Source organism: Pseudomonas sp. FP1742 (genome assembly GCF_030687145.1).
In the GTDB taxonomy this organism is placed as follows: Bacteria; Pseudomonadota; Gammaproteobacteria; order Pseudomonadales; family Pseudomonadaceae; genus Aquipseudomonas; species Aquipseudomonas frederiksbergensis_D.
Genome location: NZ_CP117460.1, coordinates 6,129,590 through 6,147,313 on the forward strand (window position 1 = coordinate 6,129,590; position 17,724 = coordinate 6,147,313).

Consider the following 17,724-nt stretch of genomic DNA (forward strand, 5'->3'; position numbering starts at 1 on the left):
ACCACCAATTCGCAGCCCTGCATGGGCTGCGAACAGACTAATCACGCCTGTAAGGAACCGCTAAATGAACCACGACGTCATCATCACCTGCGCACTCACCGGTGCTGGCGACACGACCGCCAAGAGCCCACACGTGCCGGTCACCCCGAAACAAATTGCCGCGGCCGCCGTGGAGGCCGCCAAGGCGGGCGCTACCGTGGTCCACTGCCACGTTCGCGACCCGCAAACCGGCAAGTTCAGCCGCGACGTGGCGCTGTACCGCGAAGTGATGGAGCGCATCCGCGAGGCGGACGTCGACATCATCGTCAACCTCACCGCCGGCATGGGCGGCGACCTGGAAATCGGCGCGGGCGAGAACCCGATGGAGTTCGGCCCGAACACCGATCTGGTCGGCCCACTGACCCGTCTGGCCCACGTTGAAGAATTGCTGCCGGAAATCTGCACCCTGGATTGCGGCACCCTGAACTTCGGCGACGGCGACACCATTTACGTCTCCACCCCGGCGCAGCTGCGTGCTGGCGCCAAACGCATTCAAGAGCTGGGCGTCAAGCCTGAGCTGGAAATCTTCGATACCGGTCACCTGTGGTTCGCCAAACAGATGATCAAGGAAGGTCTGCTCGATAACCCGTTGTTCCAGCTGTGCCTGGGCATCCCGTGGGGCGCGCCGGCTGATACCACCACCATGAAAGCCATGGTCGACAACCTGCCGGCCGGCGCGGTCTGGGCCGCCTTCGGCATCGGACGCATGCAGATGCCGATGGCCGCACAGGCTGTGCTGCTCGGTGGCAACGTGCGGGTCGGCCTGGAAGACAACCTGTGGCTGGACAAGGGCGTACTGGCGACCAACGGCCAACTGGTCGAACGCGCCTCGGAAATCCTCAGTCGCCTCGGCGCCCGCGTTCTGACCCCGGCAGAAGGCCGGGCAAAAATGGGCCTGACCAAGCGCGGTTGAACCGAACTCATCTCTAACCCTGTGGGAGCGGGCTCGCCCGCGAAGAGGCCGGTACATCCGCCACATTTCTTGTGGCAGGACCACCGTCTTCGCGGGCAAGCCCGCTCCCACAGGTTTCTCGACCAATCTTCAGGACGGCATTCATGAGCTTTATCACTGATATCAAAACCTTCGCCGCGCTGGGCAGCGGTGTCATCGGCAGCGGCTGGGTATCCCGCGCCCTCGCCCACGGCCTCGATGTGGTGGCCTGGGATCCGGCGCCCGGTGCCGAAGCGGCGCTGCGCAAACGCGTCGCCAATGCCTGGGGCGCCCTGGAGAAACAAGGCCTGGCGCCCGGCGCGTCGCAGGATCGGCTGCGCTTTGTCGCCACCATCGAAGAATGCGTTCGTGATGCAGATTTCATTCAGGAAAGTGCTCCAGAACGACTGGAGCTGAAACTGGAACTGCACAGCAAAATCAGCGCGGCGGCCAAGCCCAATGCCTTGATCGGTTCCAGCACCTCGGGCCTGTTGCCGAGTGAGTTCTATGAGAGCTCGACCCACCCGGAACGCTGCGTGGTCGGGCACCCGTTCAACCCGGTTTACCTGCTGCCCTTGGTGGAAGTGGTCGGTGGCAGGAACACCGCGCCAGAAGCCGTGCAAGCGGCGATGAAAGTCTATGAATCCTTAGGCATGCGCCCACTGCATGTGCGCAAGGAAGTGCCAGGATTCATCGCCGACCGTCTGCTCGAAGCGTTGTGGCGTGAAGCGCTGCACCTGGTCAACGACGGCGTGGCGACCACCGGTGAAATCGACGATGCGATTCGTTTTGGCGCAGGCCTGCGCTGGTCGTTCATGGGCACCTTCCTGACTTACACCCTGGCCGGTGGCGATGCCGGAATGCGGCACTTCATGGCGCAGTTCGGGCCGGCGTTGCAGTTGCCGTGGACGTATCTGCCGGCACCGGAGCTGACCGACAAGTTGATTGACGATGTGGTGGATGGCACCAGTGATCAGTTGGGCAAACACAGCATCTCGGCGCTGGAGCGCTATCGTGACGATTGCTTGCTGGCGGTGCTGGAGGCGGTGAAAACCACCAAAGAGAAGCATGGGATGGCGTTCAGCGAATAATCCTCAAGTTTATGGGCCAGCAGGTCTGGCCCCCTCGCGAGCAAGCCCGCTCCCACAGTTGATTTGAGGTGTGAATGCAATCCATGTCACCCAGCAAATCCCCTGTGGGAGCGGGCTTGCTCGCGAAAACGGCAGCCCCAGTCACCCTACATCCTGGATCACTCATCATGCCCACCCTCACCACCTATCAAACCAGAATCATCCCCGATTGGGTCGACTACAACGGCCATTTGCGCGATGCCTTCTACCTGCTGATTTTCAGCTACGCCACCGACGCGCTGATGGATCGACTCGGCATGGACAGCAACAACCGCGAAGCCAGCGGTAACTCGCTGTTCACCCTCGAACTGCACCTCAATTACCTGCATGAAGTGAAGCTCGATGCCGAGGTCGAGGTGCACACCCAGATCATCGGCCATGACCGCAAACGTCTGCACCTCTACCACAGCCTGCATCTGGTGGGCGGTGACAAGGAGCTGGCGGGCAATGAACAGATGCTGCTGCACGTCGACCTCGCCGGGCCGCGATCCGCCCCGTTCAGCGAAGAAACCTTGAGCAAGCTGCGGGCCATTGTCGCCGAGCAGGCCGACCTGCCCGCCCCCGCCTTCATCGGCCGAGTGATCGCTTTACCGCCCGAAAAATAATAAGGAGCTCGTCATGAACACCGCCGCCGCTTTTGCCGATTTCCGCACCTACCCGTTGATCAGCGCGTTGACTGCCGTGCACACCCTGGCGGACCGCATTCAAGTGCAGTGGGCGGACGGTCGGGCCAGCCCTTTTCATCATCAATGGCTGCGGGACAACTGCCCGTGTCCTCAGTGCGTCTACACCGTGACCCGCGAGCAAGTGCTGGAAATCGTCGATGTCGCGGAAGATCTGATTCCCGACAATGCTCGAATCGATGCCGAAGGTCGCCTGTGCGTCGATTGGCAGGACGGCCACCTCAGCCGCTTCGATCCCGGCTGGTTGCGCGCCCATGCCTACGACGACGAGTCCCGCGCCGAGCGGCAGGCCGCCAAACCGAAAAGCAAGCTGTGGGACAGTCATCTGAAGTTGCCGGTGTTCGACTATCAGGCGCTGATGAACGACAACCAAGCCTTGCTGCAATGGTTGCTGGCTGTGCGCGACATCGGCCTGACCCAAGTGCGCGGCGTACCTACCGAACCTGGCTCGCTGAAGTTGATTGCCCAGCGGATTTCCTTCATCCGCGAGAGCAATTTCGGCGTGCTGTTCAACGTGCAGTCCAAGGCCGATGCCGACAGCAATGCCTACACCGCCTTCAACCTGCCACTGCACAGCGACCTGCCGACCCGGGAGTTGCAACCGGGGCTGCAATTTCTGCATTGCCTGGTCAATGACGCCGATGGTGGCGAGAGCATTTTCGTCGACGGTTTTGCCATCGCCCAAGCCTTGCGCCAGGAAGATCCCGAGGCGTTTCAAGCCTTGTGTGATATCCCCGTGGAGTTTCGCAACAAGGACCGTCACAGCGACTACCGCTGCCTGGCGCCGATCATCGCGCTGGATGCAATCGGGCAGGTGTCGGAAATCCGCATGGCGAACTTTCTGCGTGGGCCGTTCGATGCATCGGTGGAGCAAATGCCCAGGCTGTATCGCGCTTACCGACGCTTCATTGCGATGACCCGCGAGGCGCGTTTCCGGGTGATGACGCGGCTCAACCCCGGCGAGTTGTGGTGCTTCGACAACCGTCGCACCCTCCACGCCCGCAACGCCTTCGACCCCGCCACCGGTGCCCGGCATTTCCAGGGGTGCTATGTCGACCGGGATGAATTGCTATCGCGCATTTTGGTGTTGCAACGCTAGACCGGGTCATCGTTCATCGCGGGCAAGCCACGCTCCCACAGGTTATTTGCAAGTCCTGTGGGGGCGTGGCTTGCCCGCGATGGCGTCCGCACAGACAACACATAAATTGTGGATTCACAGGCAAAAAAAACCCCGATCAAGCCGTGACAGGATCGGAGCTGAGGAGGGTACTGTTGAGGAGCTGATGCGCGAGGGTGACCAAACCTTCGTGAAGCCAGCTGAGTCCAGTGTGCCCACTCTCCCCTCTTGCAAGTTAGCCGAAAACGACCTGTTCATAGGTATTGCGGCCATTGCGACAAATCGTCCTTGCCGCCACCCCGCACCCCTACGAGAATCGAGCCAAGACACCGTTCCCTAAAGAAGGATTGCGTCATGATGCACGCCGATTTGATAGACCAGGAAGACCTGTTGGGCCATCTGAAGTCATTGGGTTTTCAAGTGCCGAGCGGCGCCACGGCCGAGCAGGCTTGCGAGTGCGCAGTGCGAGGCTTGAACGATGAGCGGGCGATGACGCTGCGTACGATGGTCAAGCAGATGTACACCAGCAGCGCGACCATCCTGCCGGCCGTGCGCCAGGCCATTGACCAGCAACTGTTACCGGCATTGGCGCAGTACCAGCAAAGCCGTAACGCCTGACAGCCTGTGGCGAGGGGGCTTGCCCCTGTTCGGCTGCGCAGCAGTCGTAAAATCTTGGGGCCGCTGCGCGACCCAACGGGGGCAAGCCCCCTCGCCACAATAGCCCGCGCGGTTTAGAGCCTTACGCTGGCAAACGTCGACTCATTGCGCGCCTGGCTCAACGCCGACAGCGGCCCGGACAACGGCGACAGCACCAGCGCTTGCGGCAGCGGCATCATCGCCACTTGTTGCGTGGTGTTGGAGCCTACGCGCTCGTCACGCGGCGGAATGCCGAAGTATTCGCGGTAGCACTTGGAGAAGTGCGGCGTGGACACGAACCCACACACCGACGCCACTTCGATGATCGACATCGGCGTTTGCTTGAGCAGTTGCCGAGCGCGGATCAGGCGCAGTTTCAGGTAGTAACGCGACGGCGAGCAGTGCAGGTATTTCTGGAACAGCCGCTCCAGCTGACGACGCGACACGGCGACGTACACCGCCAGTTCGTCGAGATCGATCGGCTCTTCGAGGTTGGCCTCCATCAGCGCGACGATTTCCTGCAGCTTCGGCTGGTTGGTGCCGAGCATGTGCTTGAGCGGCACGCGCTGGTGGTCCTGCTCGTTGCGGATGCGCTCGTAGACGAACATTTCCGAAATCGCGGCCGACAGTTCACGACCATGATCGCGGCTGATCAGGTGCAGCATCATGTCCAGCGGCGCGGTGCCGCCGGAGCTGGTGAAGCGGTTACGGTCGAGGGTGAACAGCCGGGTGCTCATGGCCACCCGCGGGAAAGCTTCCTGCATAGCGGCCAGACATTCCCAGTGCACGCTGCAATCGAAACCGTCCAGCAGGCCGGCGCACGCCAGGGCCCAGCTGCCGGTGCAGACCGCGCCGAGGCGACGGGACTGACGCGCCTGGCTTTGCAGCCACGACACATGCTCACGGGTTACGGTGCGCTGAATGCCGATACCGCCGCAGACAATGACGGTGTCCAGGGGCGGCGCTTTGTGCATGGAGGCATCGGGGGTGATCTGCAGACCGTCACTGGCCCAGACCTGACCACCATCGACGGTGAGCGTGGTCCAGCGATACAGCTCGCGGCCGGACAATTGGTTGGCCATGCGCAGAGGTTCTACTGCAGAGGCCAGAGAAATCAGCGTGAAATTGTCCAGCAGCAGAAAGCCGATGGATTGAGGCGCACGGTTCTGGGGTTGGGCCCCGGAGTTGAACGTCGTCATCGCGGTATCTCCTCACACAAAGCGGGTGATGGCCTCAGGCGGAGGCTCTTTTTATTGCCATCGTTCTCGCGTGGGAGACGGGCTTTGTAATGACAGAGCAATTGCCATGCCTAAATTGAATGCGCGTTCAATAACTCCTGAAAACGACGTCGCGATGCGTCTAGATATGGCGCGCAGAGATAAGAGGTTACAAGTGCCATCAAAGGCCCCGAAGCCGCTGCCCCGTTGCGTGTGAGCAAATCGGTAGCACTTGTGGGAACAGGCCTGCGGCGGGCCGGGAGAGAGTGTCACCGCAAGCACAGGTGACGGACGGTCAGGGCTTGTATGGATCCTGGATCCGGGTGAAACGGCTTACCTGTTAGCGACGCGCCAAAACATGGCGCGTTTTGAATCGGGTGTTCACTTAGTGCGCAGTTTTGACTGGTCTGGCCCCTTCGCGAGCAAGCCCGCTTCCACAAGAATTTGTGGTGTACCTCATTTCTCGATTACACAACAAATCCTGTGGGAGCGGGCTTGCCCGCGATGGGGTCAACTCGGTCTCAGCACTCCACCGCGCTGACCGCCAACCCACCGCGCGATGTCTCTTTATATTTGTCGTGCATGTCGGCACCGGTATCACGCATGGTGCGGATCACCCGGTCCAGCGAGATAAAGTGCTGACCGTCACCCCGCAGCGCCATCTGCGCCGCATTGATCGCTTTCACCGCAGCAATCGCATTGCGCTCGATGCACGGCACCTGCACCAACCCGCCCACGGGATCGCAGGTCAGACCGAGGTTGTGCTCCAGGCCGATTTCCGCCGCGTTGCACAACTGCTCCGGCGTGGCGCCGAGAATCTCCGCCAGCCCGGCCGCCGCCATGGCGCAGGCCGAACCGACTTCCCCCTGGCAACCGACTTCGGCACCGGAGATCGAGGCGTTTTTCTTGCACAGAATGCCCACCGCCGCGGCACTGAGGAAGTAATCGACCACGTTGGCGTCGGTCACTGCCTCGCTGAATTTCATGAAGTAGTGCAACACCGCCGGAATGATCCCTGCCGCGCCGTTGGTCGGCGCCGTGACCATGCGCCCACCGGCGGCATTTTCTTCGTTGACCGCCAGGGCGAACAGGTTGACCCACTCCATCGCGCTCAAGGTCGAGCCGATCACGTTGGGCTTGCTCAGCTCCTGCAAACTGCGATGAAGTTTCGCCGCACGACGGCGCACATTGAGGCCGCCGGGCAGGATGCCTTCGTGCTTGAGGCCTTGCTCCACGCAATCCTGCATGGCGCGCCAGAGCTTCATCAGGCCGCCACGGATTTCTTCTTCGCTGCGCCAGACCTTTTCGTTGGCCATCATCAATTCGGCCACGCGCAGGTTGTGTTTCTGGCACAGGTTGAGCAATTCGACAGCACTGGAGAAATCGTATGGCAGCACGGTGCGATCCAGGTCCACCACGCCACTGGAAGCTTGTGCTTGATCGACGACAAAACCACCGCCGACGGAATAGTAGGTATCGCGATGCAGCTCGCCGTGATCGCCTTCGGCAACCAGGGTCATGGCGTTGGGATGGAATGGCAGGTTTTCGTCGATCAGGCGCATGTCCCGGGCCCAGATGAACGGGACCGACAAGCGACCGTCGAGCAATAGCGTGTTGGTTTCACGCAGGGCCTGGATGCGAATACCGATTTGCGACGGATCGATCGCGTCCGGCCACTCGCCCATCAGCCCCATGATCACCGCATTGTCGCTGCCGTGGCCGATGCCGGTGGCCGAGAGCGAGCCATAAAGCTGAACTTCGACGCGACACACCTGTTCCAAAAGTCCTCGTTCACGCAAACCTTGCACGAACAGCGCCGCGGCGCGCATAGGCCCCACGGTGTGCGAACTGGAAGGGCCGATGCCGATTTTGAACAGGTCGAAAACGCTGATAGCCATTACTGCTGAACTCCTGGATGTGCCTGCTCCAGGCGCGAAAGCGCCCAGTGACGGAGCTGCTACGCTGAAGCTGCAATCCGTCGAGATGGCCGCATCATCAGGCTTTTGCCATGTCGTTCAACGTCTCACACCGACGCACTCATGCCCACTAGCGCCGCAAGTCTCTCACGCTGTGTTTTCGCCGTTTTTTTGCGGATCAAAGGGACAAACAGGGCTGAAAAAAGCTGTAAACGACGTCACCGACACTGGATGCGACCATCCCTGTACTGGTTACGACGCACCCTGTAGGCGTCAGATTTTCACTGGTACATGATCGTATCGACTCGATTGCAAGGCGCCGTGGTAGAGCTGTCTCCAAAACGCCATCCAACCGCAACAGATAAGTGCGGTGGTCCAGTCGGAACACTGCCAAAAAAAACACTCAGGAGTCGCCCCTATGAAAGGTTCCCCGTCGTTGTTGTTGGCCGCCATGCTGAGTCTGCCGTTCCTGGCTCAAGCTGCAGAACCGGCCCAGTGCAGTACCGTAAACTTCTCCGATGTCGGCTGGACGGACATTACCGTCACCACCGCCACCACCAGCGTCGTTCTCGATGCCCTGGGCTACAAGACCAAAACCACGATGATTTCCGTGCCGGTGACCTACAAGTCCCTGGCCGACGGCAAGAACATGGACGTCTTCCTCGGCAACTGGATGCCGACCATGGAAAACGACATCAAGGCCTACCGCGATGCCGGCACCGTGGAAACCGTGCGCACCAACCTCAAAGGCGCCAAATACACCCTCGCCGTGCCACAAGCGTTGTACGACAAAGGGCTGCATGACTTCGCCGACATCGCCAAATTCAAGAAAGAACTCGACGGCAAGATCTACGGCATCGAGCCAGGCAACGACGGTAACCGTCTGATCCAGAGCATGATCGACAAAGACGCCTTCGGTCTCAAAACCGCCGGCTTCAAAGTCGTCGAGTCCAGCGAAGCGGGCATGCTGTCGCAAGTCGACCGTGCGCAAAAACGCGACACCGCCGTGGTGTTCCTCGGCTGGGCACCGCACCCGATGAACAAGCGTTTCAAAATCCAGTACCTGACCGGGGGCGATGACTACTTCGGCCCGGATTTCGGTGCTGCCACCGTTGCGACCAACACTCGCAAGGGGTATACCCAAGAGTGCAGCAACGTCGGCCAATTGCTGAAAAACCTGGAATTCACCGTCGACATGGAAAGTACGCTGATGGGCAACGTCCTGGACGACAAAATGAAGCCTGAAGCGGCCGCCAAGGCCTGGCTGAAAAAGAATCCACAGGTGCTCGATACCTGGCTGGCTGGCGTGACCACCATTGACGGTAAACCTGGCCTGGAAGCCGTGAAAGCCAAGCTCGCACAGTAAAATCGCTTACGCCGGGCGGGCTCGCCCGCCCGGGCTGTTTATTTCCTTGCATGCGGACGTTCACTACCATGCTGATTGATCAGAAAATACCCTTAGGCCAGTACATCGCGGGCTTTGTCGAATGGTTGACGCAACACGGCGCCAGCACCTTCGACGCCATCGCCGTGTCACTGGAAACGATGATCCACGGCGTGACTTTTGCGCTGACCTGGTTCAACCCGCTGGCATTGATCGGCCTCATCGCGCTACTGGCACATTTCATCCAACGCAAATGGGGCCTGACCGTTTTCGTCATTGCCTCCTTTCTGCTGATCCTCAACCTGGGGTACTGGCAGGAAACCATGGAAACCCTCGCCCAGGTGCTGTTCGCCACCCTGGTCTGCGTAGTGATCGGCGTGCCGTTGGGCATCGTCGCCGCGCACAAGCCGATGTTCTACACACTGATGCGTCCGGTACTCGATCTGATGCAGACCGTACCGACCTTCGTATACCTCATTCCTACCCTGACCCTCTTCGGTCTGGGTGTGGTCCCGGGTCTGATCTCGACGGTGGTGTTCGCGATTGCCGCGCCCATCCGCCTGACCTACCTGGGCATCCGCGATGTGCCGCAAGAATTGATGGACGCCGGCAAGGCCTTTGGCTGCTCGCGCCGTCAGCTGCTCTCGCGAATCGAATTGCCCCACGCCATGCCAAGCATCGCGGCCGGTATCACCCAGTGCATCATGCTGTCGTTGTCGATGGTGGTGATTGCGGCACTGGTGGGCGCCGACGGCCTGGGCAAACCCGTGGTCAACGCACTGAACACTGCTGATATCGCACTGGGCTTCGAAGCAGGCCTGGCGATCGTACTGCTGGCGATCATGCTCGACCGTATCTGCAAACAACCCGACGCCAAAGTAGGGGGTGACGCATGAGCATTATTCGCTTCGAAGACGTGGATGTGATCTTCTCCAAGGATCCGCGCGAGGCCCTCAAACTCCTCGACCAGGGCATGACCCGCAACGAGATCCTGAAAAAGACCGGGCAAATCGTCGGTGTCGAAAAGGCCAGCCTGGACATCGAAAAAGGTGAAATCTGCGTGCTGATGGGCCTGTCCGGCTCCGGCAAATCCAGCCTGCTGCGCTGCATCAACGGCCTCAACACCGTCAGCCGCGGCAAGTTGTTCGTCGAGCACGAAGGCAGGCAGATCGACATCGCGTCGTGCACTCCGGCAGAACTGAAAATGATGCGCACCAAGCGCATCGCGATGGTGTTCCAGAAGTTCGCCCTGATGCCTTGGCTGACGGTGCGCGAGAACATCAGCTTCGGTCTGGAAATGCAGGGCCGCCCTGAGAAAGAACGCCGCAAACTGGTGGACGAGAAGCTTGAGCTGGTGGGCCTGACCCAGTGGCGCAACAAGAAACCCGACGAACTCTCCGGCGGCATGCAGCAGCGTGTCGGCCTGGCCCGCGCCTTGGCGATGGACGCCGACATTCTGCTGATGGACGAACCGTTCTCGGCTCTCGACCCGCTGATCCGCCAGGGTCTGCAAGACGAATTGCTGGAGCTGCAACGCAAACTGAGCAAGACCATCGTTTTCGTGAGCCACGACCTCGATGAAGCCCTGAAGCTGGGCAGCCGTATCGCGATCATGAAAGATGGCCGGATCATCCAGTACAGCGTGCCGGAAGAAATCGTCCTGAACCCCGCGGATGATTACGTGCGCACCTTCGTCGCTCACACCAACCCGCTGAACGTGTTGTGCGGTCGCAGCCTGATGCGCACCCTGGACAACTGCAAACGCATCAACGGTTCGGTGTGCCTGGATCCGGGCGGCGATTCGTGGCTGGACCTGGCCGAAGGCAACACCATCAAGGGCGCACGCCAGAACGGCTCAAGCCTGGACCTGCAGAACTGGATACCGGGCCAAGCGGTTGAAGGCCTGGGTCGTCGCCCAACGTTGGTGGACTCCAACATCGGCATGCGCGATGCCCTGCAGATTCGTTACCAGACCGGCAACAAGCTGGTGCTGCACGACAACAACAAGGTGGTCGGGATCCTCGGCGACAGCGAGCTGTACCACGCGCTGCTCGGCAAGAACCTGGGGTAAGCAAGGCAGCAGACACAAAAACGCCGCGAGATGATCGCGGCGTTTTTGTTTATGGGGTATCGGGTCAATCAGCTTTGCCAGTGATGGCCCCTTCGCGGGCAAGCCCGCTCCCACAGGGATCGGTGTCGTGACCAATATTTGTGTCACAGCCCTGATCCTGTGGGAGCGGGCTTGCCCGCGATGAATGCGACACGGTGCTTCAGACAGAAACACCGCGCCTCTTACAACTCAGCTATAAACCCGGCCTAGCAGCTGCCGATGGCTTTCAAACTGATCGAGCACGTCACGGGTGATCTGATCCTGAGTGAAGCCCATCAAGTCATAGTCCTGGCTGCCGTTGTGCAGGTACACCTCGGCGCGGTAGTAACGTGCGCGCGGTTCATCGGCACTTTCGGCCGACACCGTTTCGCTCGCCGCCGCCAGATAACCGTCCAGGCTCACTTCGTAGACAAAAGGATTGCCCTCTTCCATCTCGATCCGCAGGCCCATGCAACGCTTGGCTTTGCCCAGCAACGTTTGCACGTCCAGGCCCTTGCCACGCAGTTGCACCACGGCCTCTTCCAGCGCCGGGCTGACTTGTTTGTCCATGAAACGCTGAACGATCGACTGGTTCGGCTGCAAGTCCAGCTGAGTCAGACGCTCGCTGAAACCACGACGACCACGCGCCGCCAGTTCCGCTTGCTCCTGTTCGATCTGCACGTCCTGGCGCATGGCCTTGTGCAAGCCGAACATGAAGAACACCAGCACCACCGAGAACGGCAGCCCCGCCAGCACCACCATGGTTTGCATGGCTTCGAAGTTACCGGCGAACAGCAAACCGATGGTCACCAGGGTGATCACCACCGACCAGAAAATCCGCAGCCAGTGCGGCGCATCTTCGTCGACGTTGCCGCCCTTGCAGGACAGATTCGCCATCATCACCGCGCCGGAGTCCGCCGGGGTCAGGAACAGCACGAAGCCGACAAAGATCGACACGCCGATTACCACTTTCGACGCAGGGTAATGCTCAAGCAACTGGTAGATCGCCATCGATGGCTGTTCCAGCGCCGTCTTCCCGAGTTCCACCGCCCCATGGTTCATCACCAGGTCCAGGGCCGAGTTACCGAAGATCGACAGCCATGCCAGGGTGAAACCCAGTGGAATCAGCAGCACGCCGGCGACCAGCTCACGCACCGTGCGACCACGGGAAATACGCGCGATGAACATGCCGACGAATGGCGCCCAGGAAATCCACCAGGCCCAGTAGAACAGGGTCCACAGGCCCAACCAGCGGTCGGACTTCTCACTGTCGCCTTCGTACACGTAGAGGTCGAAGGTCTTCAGCACCACGCCATTCAGGTAGTCACCGATGTTCTGCACAAAGCCGTTGAGCAGGTGCAGGGTCGGGCCGAACAACAGCACGAAAATCAGCAGACCGCTGAACAGCACGATGTTCAGGTTGGACAGACGACGAATGCCGTTTTCCACACCGGACACCGCGGCGATGGTCGCCACGGTGCTCATCACGATGATCACGATCAGCAGGTTGGTGTTGCTGTGTGCCATGCCGAACAGGTTTTCCAGCCCCGACGACACTTGCAGCGAACCGATCCCCAGGTTCGTCACCAGCCCCAGCAGGGTCACGAACATGCCGAAGCCGTCCACCGCATGACCGGCCGCGCCTTTGACCCAACGCTCGCCGACCAGCGGATACAGCGCCGAACGCAACGCCAGCGGTTGGTTATGACGGTAAGCAAAGTACGCCACGGCCAGGCCGACCAAGGCATAGATCGCCCAGCCATGCAGGCCCCAATGCAGGAACGTCAACTGCACCGCCTGACGCGCGGCAAGGTTGCTGCCGGCCACGCCTTCCGGCGGATTGAAGTAGTGGTCCAGTGGCTCGGACGCGCCGAAGTACAGCAGCGAGATGCCGATACCCGACGAGAACAGCATCCCCGCCCAGGCGCCGTAGCTGAAATCCGGGGTATCGTCCTTGCTGCCCAGCTTGAGCTTGCCGTAAGACGAAAACGCCAGGCCGACGACAAAAACCAGATAGGCGGCGATCACCACCATGTAGTACCAGCCGAAGCTGCGGGACAACCAGGCCTGGGCAATACCGAGCATTCTGCCGGCCTCTTGCGGGGCGATGATCAGAATGGCGGTCAACAGCAGGATCAGCGCGGTAGAGGTGTAGAACACCCAACCGTTGACCATCACCTTCTCGGGTGGGGTCTTTATTAGAGAGGCAGAACTCATGGCACAGATGCTCCGGGCAGTGCGAGAGAAGAACACAAGGCAACGCGGTACCCGACCAATCGATTAGTTGGCAGCCGACCGGCGGGTGATATAAAGACACCCCGAAAAAAGCCCGAAACCCCTGGAACGCGTCTGCGTATGGGTTTCGAGCATTTTTGGATGTCGGTTTATCGTCATTTACACGTAGGAAAAATCTGTAAGCAGCGACGAATTGTCGCAGATCTTATTCTTTGTTGATTGAACGTTCAATCAAAACAAAATAGACTGGCCCTCAATCCGGTAGCCGTATTTCGTCCACCGGAAGGCCTAAGGAGATGTGCAAGATGCCCAAGGTCGGTATGCAACCCATCCGCCGCCAGCAATTGATCGAAGCCACGTTGCAGGCCGTCGATCAGGTCGGCATGGGGGACGCCAGCATTGCGCTGATCGCCCGTTTGGCCGGTGTCTCGAATGGCATCATCAGTCACTACTTTCAGGACAAGAACGGCCTGATCGCCGCCACGATGCGGTATCTGATGAGCGTCCTCAGCGAGAACGTCACCGCGCGCCGTCAGGCGATGGCAGATGACAGCCCACGGGCGCATCTGCAGGTGATCATCGAAGGCAACTTCGACGCCAGCCAGGTCAATGGCCCGGCAATGAAAACCTGGCTGGCCTTCTGGGCCACCAGCATGCACCAGCCGTCTTTGCACAGGTTGCAGCGGATCAACGATCACCGTCTGTATTCCAACCTGTGCTGCCAGTTCCGCCGTGCGTTGCCGCTTGATCAAGCACGCAGCGCCGCCCGGGGCCTGGCAGCCCTCATTGACGGTTTGTGGTTGCGCGGCGCGCTGTCGGGAGATGCTTTCGACACCGAGCAGGCGCAACGGATCGCTTACGAATACATGGATATCCAATTGGCCAAGCAGGTGAGTTAGAGCACACATAAAACCGCTCAACCCCTGAACCGCCACTGATCAGCGTCGCCCCGCAACACGGCACGCCCGGTGGTCAACGCCAACCACTTAATGCACTTGCGAGGACACTATGGCCCGTTTCGAACTGCAAAAACTCTACATCGACGGCGGTTACACCGACGCCAGCAGCGACGCCACCTTCGAAGCCATCAACCCGGCTAACGGTGAAGTCCTCGCAACCGTACAGCGTGCGACCAAGGAAGACGTCGAGCGTGCAGTGGTCAGTGCCGAAAAGGGCCAGAAAATCTGGGCCGCGATGACCGCCATGGAGCGTTCGCGCATCCTGCGTCGTGCCGTCGACATCCTGCGCGAGCGCAACGACGAACTGGCCGCCCTGGAAACCCTGGACACCGGCAAGGCGTACTCCGAAACCCGTTACGTCGACATCGTCACCGGCGCTGACGTGCTGGAATACTACGCAGGTCTGGTACCGGCCATCGAAGGCGAGCAGATTCCGCTGCGCACCACCTCTTTCGTCTACACCCGTCGCGAGCCGCTGGGCATCGTGGCCGGTATTGGCGCGTGGAACTACCCGATCCAGATCGCCCTGTGGAAGTCCGCGCCAGCCCTGGCGGCCGGCAACGCGATGATCTTCAAGCCAAGCGAAGTCACCTCGCTGACCACCCTGAAACTGGCCGAGATCTACACCGAAGCCGGCGTTCCAGCTGGCGTGTTCAACGTGTTGACCGGCAGCGGCCGTGAAGTCGGCACCTGGCTGACCGAGCACCCACGCATCGAAAAAGTCTCCTTCACCGGCGGCACTGACACCGGCAAGAAAGTCATGGCCAGCGCTTCCGCCTCCACGCTCAAAGACGTGACCATGGAACTGGGCGGCAAATCCCCGCTGATCATTTTCGACGACGCCGACCTCGATCGCGCCGCCGATACCGCGATGATGGCCAACTTCTACAGCTCCGGTCAGGTCTGCACCAACGGCACTCGCGTGTTCGTACCGAGCCACCTGAAAGCCGCGTTCGAAGCCAAGATCGTTGAGCGCGTTGCGCGCATTCGCGTGGGCAACCCGGAAGACGAAAACACCAACTTCGGCCCGCTGGTCAGCTTCGCCCATATGGAAAGCGTGCTGGGCTACATCGCCAAAGGTAAGGAAGAAGGCGCTCGCCTGCTGTGCGGCGGCGCTCGTCTGACCGACGGCGAATTCGCCAAAGGCGCGTTCGTGGCCCCGACCGTGTTCACCGACTGCACCGACGAGATGACCATCGTGCGCGAAGAAATCTTCGGCCCGGTGATGAGCATCCTGACCTACGAAACCGAAGAAGAAGTGATCCGTCGTGCCAACGACACCGACTTCGGTCTGGCTGCCGGTGTCGTCACCAAGGACCTGAACCGCGCCCACCGCGTGATTCATCAACTGGAAGCCGGTATCTGCTGGATCAACGCCTGGGGCGAGTCCGACGCCAAGATGCCGGTCGGCGGCTACAAGCAGTCGGGCGTGGGCCGTGAGAACGGCATCAGCTCGCTGAACAACTTCACACGCATCAAATCGGTACAGGTCGAACTGGGCGATTACGCCTCGGTGTTCTAAGCCCCGAGTCTTGTGTTGCCCGCGAGGCCGCCTTCGCGAGCAAGCCCGCTCCCACAGGAGTCCCCATTCCAATGTGGGAGCGGGCTTGCTCGCGAATGAGTGCACAGCACTCGCCTTGGCCATGACCTGACCAACTTCAAAGAGGGTGCATTCAATGTCCCAAGTATTCGATTACATCATCATCGGTGCCGGCTCGGCCGGTAACACCTTGGCGACCCGTCTGACTGAAGACGAAGGCGTCACCGTCCTGCTGCTCGAAGCGGGCGGCCCGGATTACCGCCTGGATTTCCGCACGCAAATGCCGGCGGCTTTGGCGTTCCCGCTGCAAGGTCGTCGCTACAACTGGGCGTACGAAACCGATCCGGAGCCACACATGGACGGTCGCCGGATGGAATGCGGTCGCGGCAAGGGCCTGGGTGGTTCTTCGCTGATCAACGGCATGTGCTACATCCGCGGCAACGCGATGGATTACGACAACTGGGCGAAATTGCCCGGCCTGGAAGACTGGACTTACCTCGACTGCCTGCCGTATTTCCGCAAGGCGGAAACCCGTGACATCGGCCCGAACGACTACCACGGTGGCGACGGTCCGGTCAGCGTGACCACGCCAAAAGCCGGCAACAACCCGCTGTTCAGCGCGATGGTTGAAGCAGGCGTGCAGGCCGGTTACCCGCGTACCGAAGACTTGAACGGTTACCAGCAGGAAGGTTTCGGCCCGATGGACCGTACCGTGACGCCGAACGGCCGTCGCGCCAGTACCGCTCGCGGTTACCTGGACGTCGCCAAGAAGCGTTCGACCCTGACCATCGTCACCCACGCCCTGACCGACAAAATTCTGTTCGAAGGCAAGCGTGCAGTCGGCGTGCGTTACCTGATTGGCGCGGCTGAAGAGCGCGTTGAAGTCCGTGCCCGCAAGGAAGTGCTGCTGTGCTCCGGCGCCATCGCGTCGCCGCAGATTCTGCAACGCTCCGGTGTCGGCCCGGCCGAACTGCTGAAAAAGCTTGATATCCCGGTGGTCCACGACCTGCCGGGCGTCGGTGAAAACCTGCAGGATCACCTCGAGTTGTACCTGCAATACGCCTGCACCCAACCGGTTTCGCTGTACCCGTCGCTGCTCCTGCACAACCAACCGGCCATCGGCGCCGAGTGGCTGTTCAAAGGCACCGGCATCGGCGCCAGCAACCAATTCGAAGCCGGCGGTTTCATTCGTACCCGTCCGGAATTCGAATGGCCGAACATCCAGTATCACTTCCTGCCGGTAGCGATTAACTACAACGGCAGCAACGGCGTGAAAGAGCACGGCTTCCAGGCACACATGGGTTCCATGCGTTCGCCAAGCCGCGGTCGCATCCAGGCCAAGTCCAAGGATCCGCGCGAATACCCGAGCATCCTGTTCAACTACATGGCCACCGAGCAGGACTGGCAGGAATTCCGCGACGGCATCCGCCTGACCCGTGAAATCATGCAACAGCCAGCACTGGACGCCTTCCGTGGTCGGGAAATCAGCCCTGGCATCGACGTGCAAACCGACGAGCAGCTGGACAAGTTCATCCGCGAGCACGCCGAAACCGCGTTCCATCCGTCCTGCTCGTGCAAGATGGGCACCGACGAAATGGCGGTGGTCGATGGCGAAGGTCGTGTGCACGGCATGCAAGGCCTGCGCGTGGTCGATGCCTCGATCATGCCGATCATCACCACCGGCAACCTGAACGCGCCGACGATCATGATGGCCGAGAAAATCGCCGACAAGATCCGCGGTCGCAAGCCACTGCCACGCAGCAAGGCCAAATACTACGTGGCCGGTGATGCACCGGTGCGTGGCAAGCCGTTGCGGGATGTGAGCCCTACCGCGCAGTAAGGCAGTTA

General features: G+C 60.5%; 14 protein-coding genes. 11 read left to right on the plus strand and 3 right to left on the minus strand.

Annotated elements, in window-relative coordinates; genetic code table 11:
- Window positions 1-64 precede the first annotated feature (64 nt).
- The 5 genes from PSH64_RS27860 (at window position 65) to PSH64_RS27880 (ending at window position 4,518) form a co-directional block, all read left to right on the plus strand.
- Complete coding sequence (locus PSH64_RS27860) at window positions 65-952, plus strand: 3-keto-5-aminohexanoate cleavage protein (protein WP_105340887.1); 888 nt, start codon at window positions 65-67, stop codon at window positions 950-952.
- 143 nt (window positions 953-1,095) lie between these two features.
- A complete protein-coding gene (locus PSH64_RS27865; RefSeq protein WP_305410356.1) occupies window positions 1,096-2,061 on the plus strand; it encodes an L-carnitine dehydrogenase in 966 nt (321 codons plus the stop codon).
- Window positions 2,062-2,228: 167 nt separating this feature from the next.
- Window positions 2,229-2,705, plus strand: a complete 477-nt coding sequence (locus PSH64_RS27870) for a thioesterase family protein (RefSeq protein ID WP_105340885.1) — start codon at window positions 2,229-2,231, stop codon at window positions 2,703-2,705.
- 13 nt (window positions 2,706-2,718) lie between these two features.
- Window positions 2,719-3,882 (plus strand): gamma-butyrobetaine dioxygenase, encoded by a 1,164-nt coding sequence (locus PSH64_RS27875; RefSeq protein WP_105340884.1) that lies wholly within the window; start codon window positions 2,719-2,721, stop codon window positions 3,880-3,882.
- A 372-nt stretch (window positions 3,883-4,254) separates the two neighbouring features.
- On the plus strand, window positions 4,255-4,518 hold the full coding sequence (locus tag PSH64_RS27880) for a hypothetical protein (RefSeq protein WP_105340883.1): 264 nt from the start codon (window positions 4,255-4,257) through the stop codon (window positions 4,516-4,518).
- A gap of 113 nt (window positions 4,519-4,631) precedes the next feature.
- Here PSH64_RS27880 and PSH64_RS27885 read toward each other — a convergent pair whose 3' ends face one another.
- Both PSH64_RS27885 and PSH64_RS27890 read right to left on the minus strand, forming a co-directional pair.
- Window positions 4,632-5,735: a GlxA family transcriptional regulator gene (locus tag PSH64_RS27885; protein WP_095052585.1), complete on the minus strand. Its 1,104-nt coding sequence runs from the start codon at window positions 5,733-5,735 to the stop codon at window positions 4,632-4,634.
- A gap of 539 nt (window positions 5,736-6,274) precedes the next feature.
- Window positions 6,275-7,651 carry an L-serine ammonia-lyase gene (locus PSH64_RS27890; RefSeq protein WP_105340882.1) on the minus strand — a complete coding sequence of 459 codons (1,377 nt, stop codon included), beginning with the start codon at window positions 7,649-7,651 and terminating at the stop codon, window positions 6,275-6,277.
- Window positions 7,652-8,087: 436 nt separating this feature from the next.
- Here PSH64_RS27890 and PSH64_RS27895 point away from each other — a divergent pair, with 436 nt between their 5' ends.
- The 3 genes from PSH64_RS27895 (at window position 8,088) to choV (ending at window position 11,124) form a co-directional block, all read left to right on the plus strand.
- Complete coding sequence (locus PSH64_RS27895; RefSeq protein ID WP_105340881.1) at window positions 8,088-9,035, plus strand: choline ABC transporter substrate-binding protein; 948 nt, start codon at window positions 8,088-8,090, stop codon at window positions 9,033-9,035.
- 68 nt (window positions 9,036-9,103) lie between these two features.
- A complete protein-coding gene (gene choW, locus PSH64_RS27900) occupies window positions 9,104-9,949 on the plus strand; it encodes a choline ABC transporter permease subunit (RefSeq protein WP_105340880.1) in 846 nt (281 codons plus the stop codon).
- Window positions 9,946-11,124, plus strand: a complete 1,179-nt coding sequence (gene choV / locus PSH64_RS27905) for a choline ABC transporter ATP-binding protein (protein WP_105340879.1) — start codon at window positions 9,946-9,948, stop codon at window positions 11,122-11,124. The genes choW and choV overlap by 4 nt, the downstream gene beginning before the upstream one ends.
- A gap of 228 nt (window positions 11,125-11,352) precedes the next feature.
- On the opposite strand, the gene PSH64_RS27910 is transcribed toward choV, so the two are convergent.
- The gene (locus PSH64_RS27910; RefSeq protein WP_230175556.1) at window positions 11,353-13,302 is read right to left on the minus strand and encodes a BCCT family transporter; all 1,950 of its coding nucleotides are present in this window, start codon (window positions 13,300-13,302) and stop codon (window positions 11,353-11,355) included.
- A gap of 380 nt (window positions 13,303-13,682) precedes the next feature.
- Between PSH64_RS27910 and betI the strand changes: the two genes are divergently transcribed.
- From betI to betA, 3 genes are all read left to right on the plus strand, one after another.
- Window positions 13,683-14,276, plus strand: coding sequence for a transcriptional regulator BetI (betI, locus tag PSH64_RS27915; RefSeq protein ID WP_018928769.1), 594 nt, complete (start codon window positions 13,683-13,685; stop codon window positions 14,274-14,276).
- 109 nt (window positions 14,277-14,385) lie between these two features.
- Window positions 14,386-15,858 carry a betaine-aldehyde dehydrogenase gene (gene betB / locus PSH64_RS27920; RefSeq protein ID WP_305479259.1) on the plus strand — a complete coding sequence of 491 codons (1,473 nt, stop codon included), beginning with the start codon at window positions 14,386-14,388 and terminating at the stop codon, window positions 15,856-15,858.
- 154 nt (window positions 15,859-16,012) lie between these two features.
- Window positions 16,013-17,716 (plus strand): choline dehydrogenase, encoded by a 1,704-nt coding sequence (betA, locus tag PSH64_RS27925; protein WP_305479260.1) that lies wholly within the window; start codon window positions 16,013-16,015, stop codon window positions 17,714-17,716.
- Window positions 17,717-17,724 lie beyond the last annotated feature (8 nt).

Coding starts and splice junctions, on each gene's coding strand:
- PSH64_RS27860 (WP_105340887.1), top strand. CDS start 65: ATGAACCACGACGTCATCATCACCTGCGCACTCACCGGTGCTGGCGAC.
- PSH64_RS27865 (WP_305410356.1), top strand. CDS start 1,096: ATGAGCTTTATCACTGATATCAAAACCTTCGCCGCGCTGGGCAGCGGT.
- PSH64_RS27870 (WP_105340885.1), top strand. CDS start 2,229: ATGCCCACCCTCACCACCTATCAAACCAGAATCATCCCCGATTGGGTC.
- PSH64_RS27875 (WP_105340884.1), top strand. CDS start 2,719: ATGAACACCGCCGCCGCTTTTGCCGATTTCCGCACCTACCCGTTGATC.
- PSH64_RS27880 (WP_105340883.1), top strand. CDS start 4,255: ATGATGCACGCCGATTTGATAGACCAGGAAGACCTGTTGGGCCATCTG.
- PSH64_RS27885 (WP_095052585.1), bottom strand. CDS start 5,735: ATGACGACGTTCAACTCCGGGGCCCAACCCCAGAACCGTGCGCCTCAA.
- PSH64_RS27890 (WP_105340882.1), bottom strand. CDS start 7,651: ATGGCTATCAGCGTTTTCGACCTGTTCAAAATCGGCATCGGCCCTTCC.
- PSH64_RS27895 (WP_105340881.1), top strand. CDS start 8,088: ATGAAAGGTTCCCCGTCGTTGTTGTTGGCCGCCATGCTGAGTCTGCCG.
- choW (WP_105340880.1), top strand. CDS start 9,104: ATGCTGATTGATCAGAAAATACCCTTAGGCCAGTACATCGCGGGCTTT.
- choV (WP_105340879.1), top strand. CDS start 9,946: ATGAGCATTATTCGCTTCGAAGACGTGGATGTGATCTTCTCCAAGGAT.
- betI (WP_018928769.1), top strand. CDS start 13,683: ATGCCCAAGGTCGGTATGCAACCCATCCGCCGCCAGCAATTGATCGAA.
- betB (WP_305479259.1), top strand. CDS start 14,386: ATGGCCCGTTTCGAACTGCAAAAACTCTACATCGACGGCGGTTACACC.
- betA (WP_305479260.1), top strand. CDS start 16,013: ATGTCCCAAGTATTCGATTACATCATCATCGGTGCCGGCTCGGCCGGT.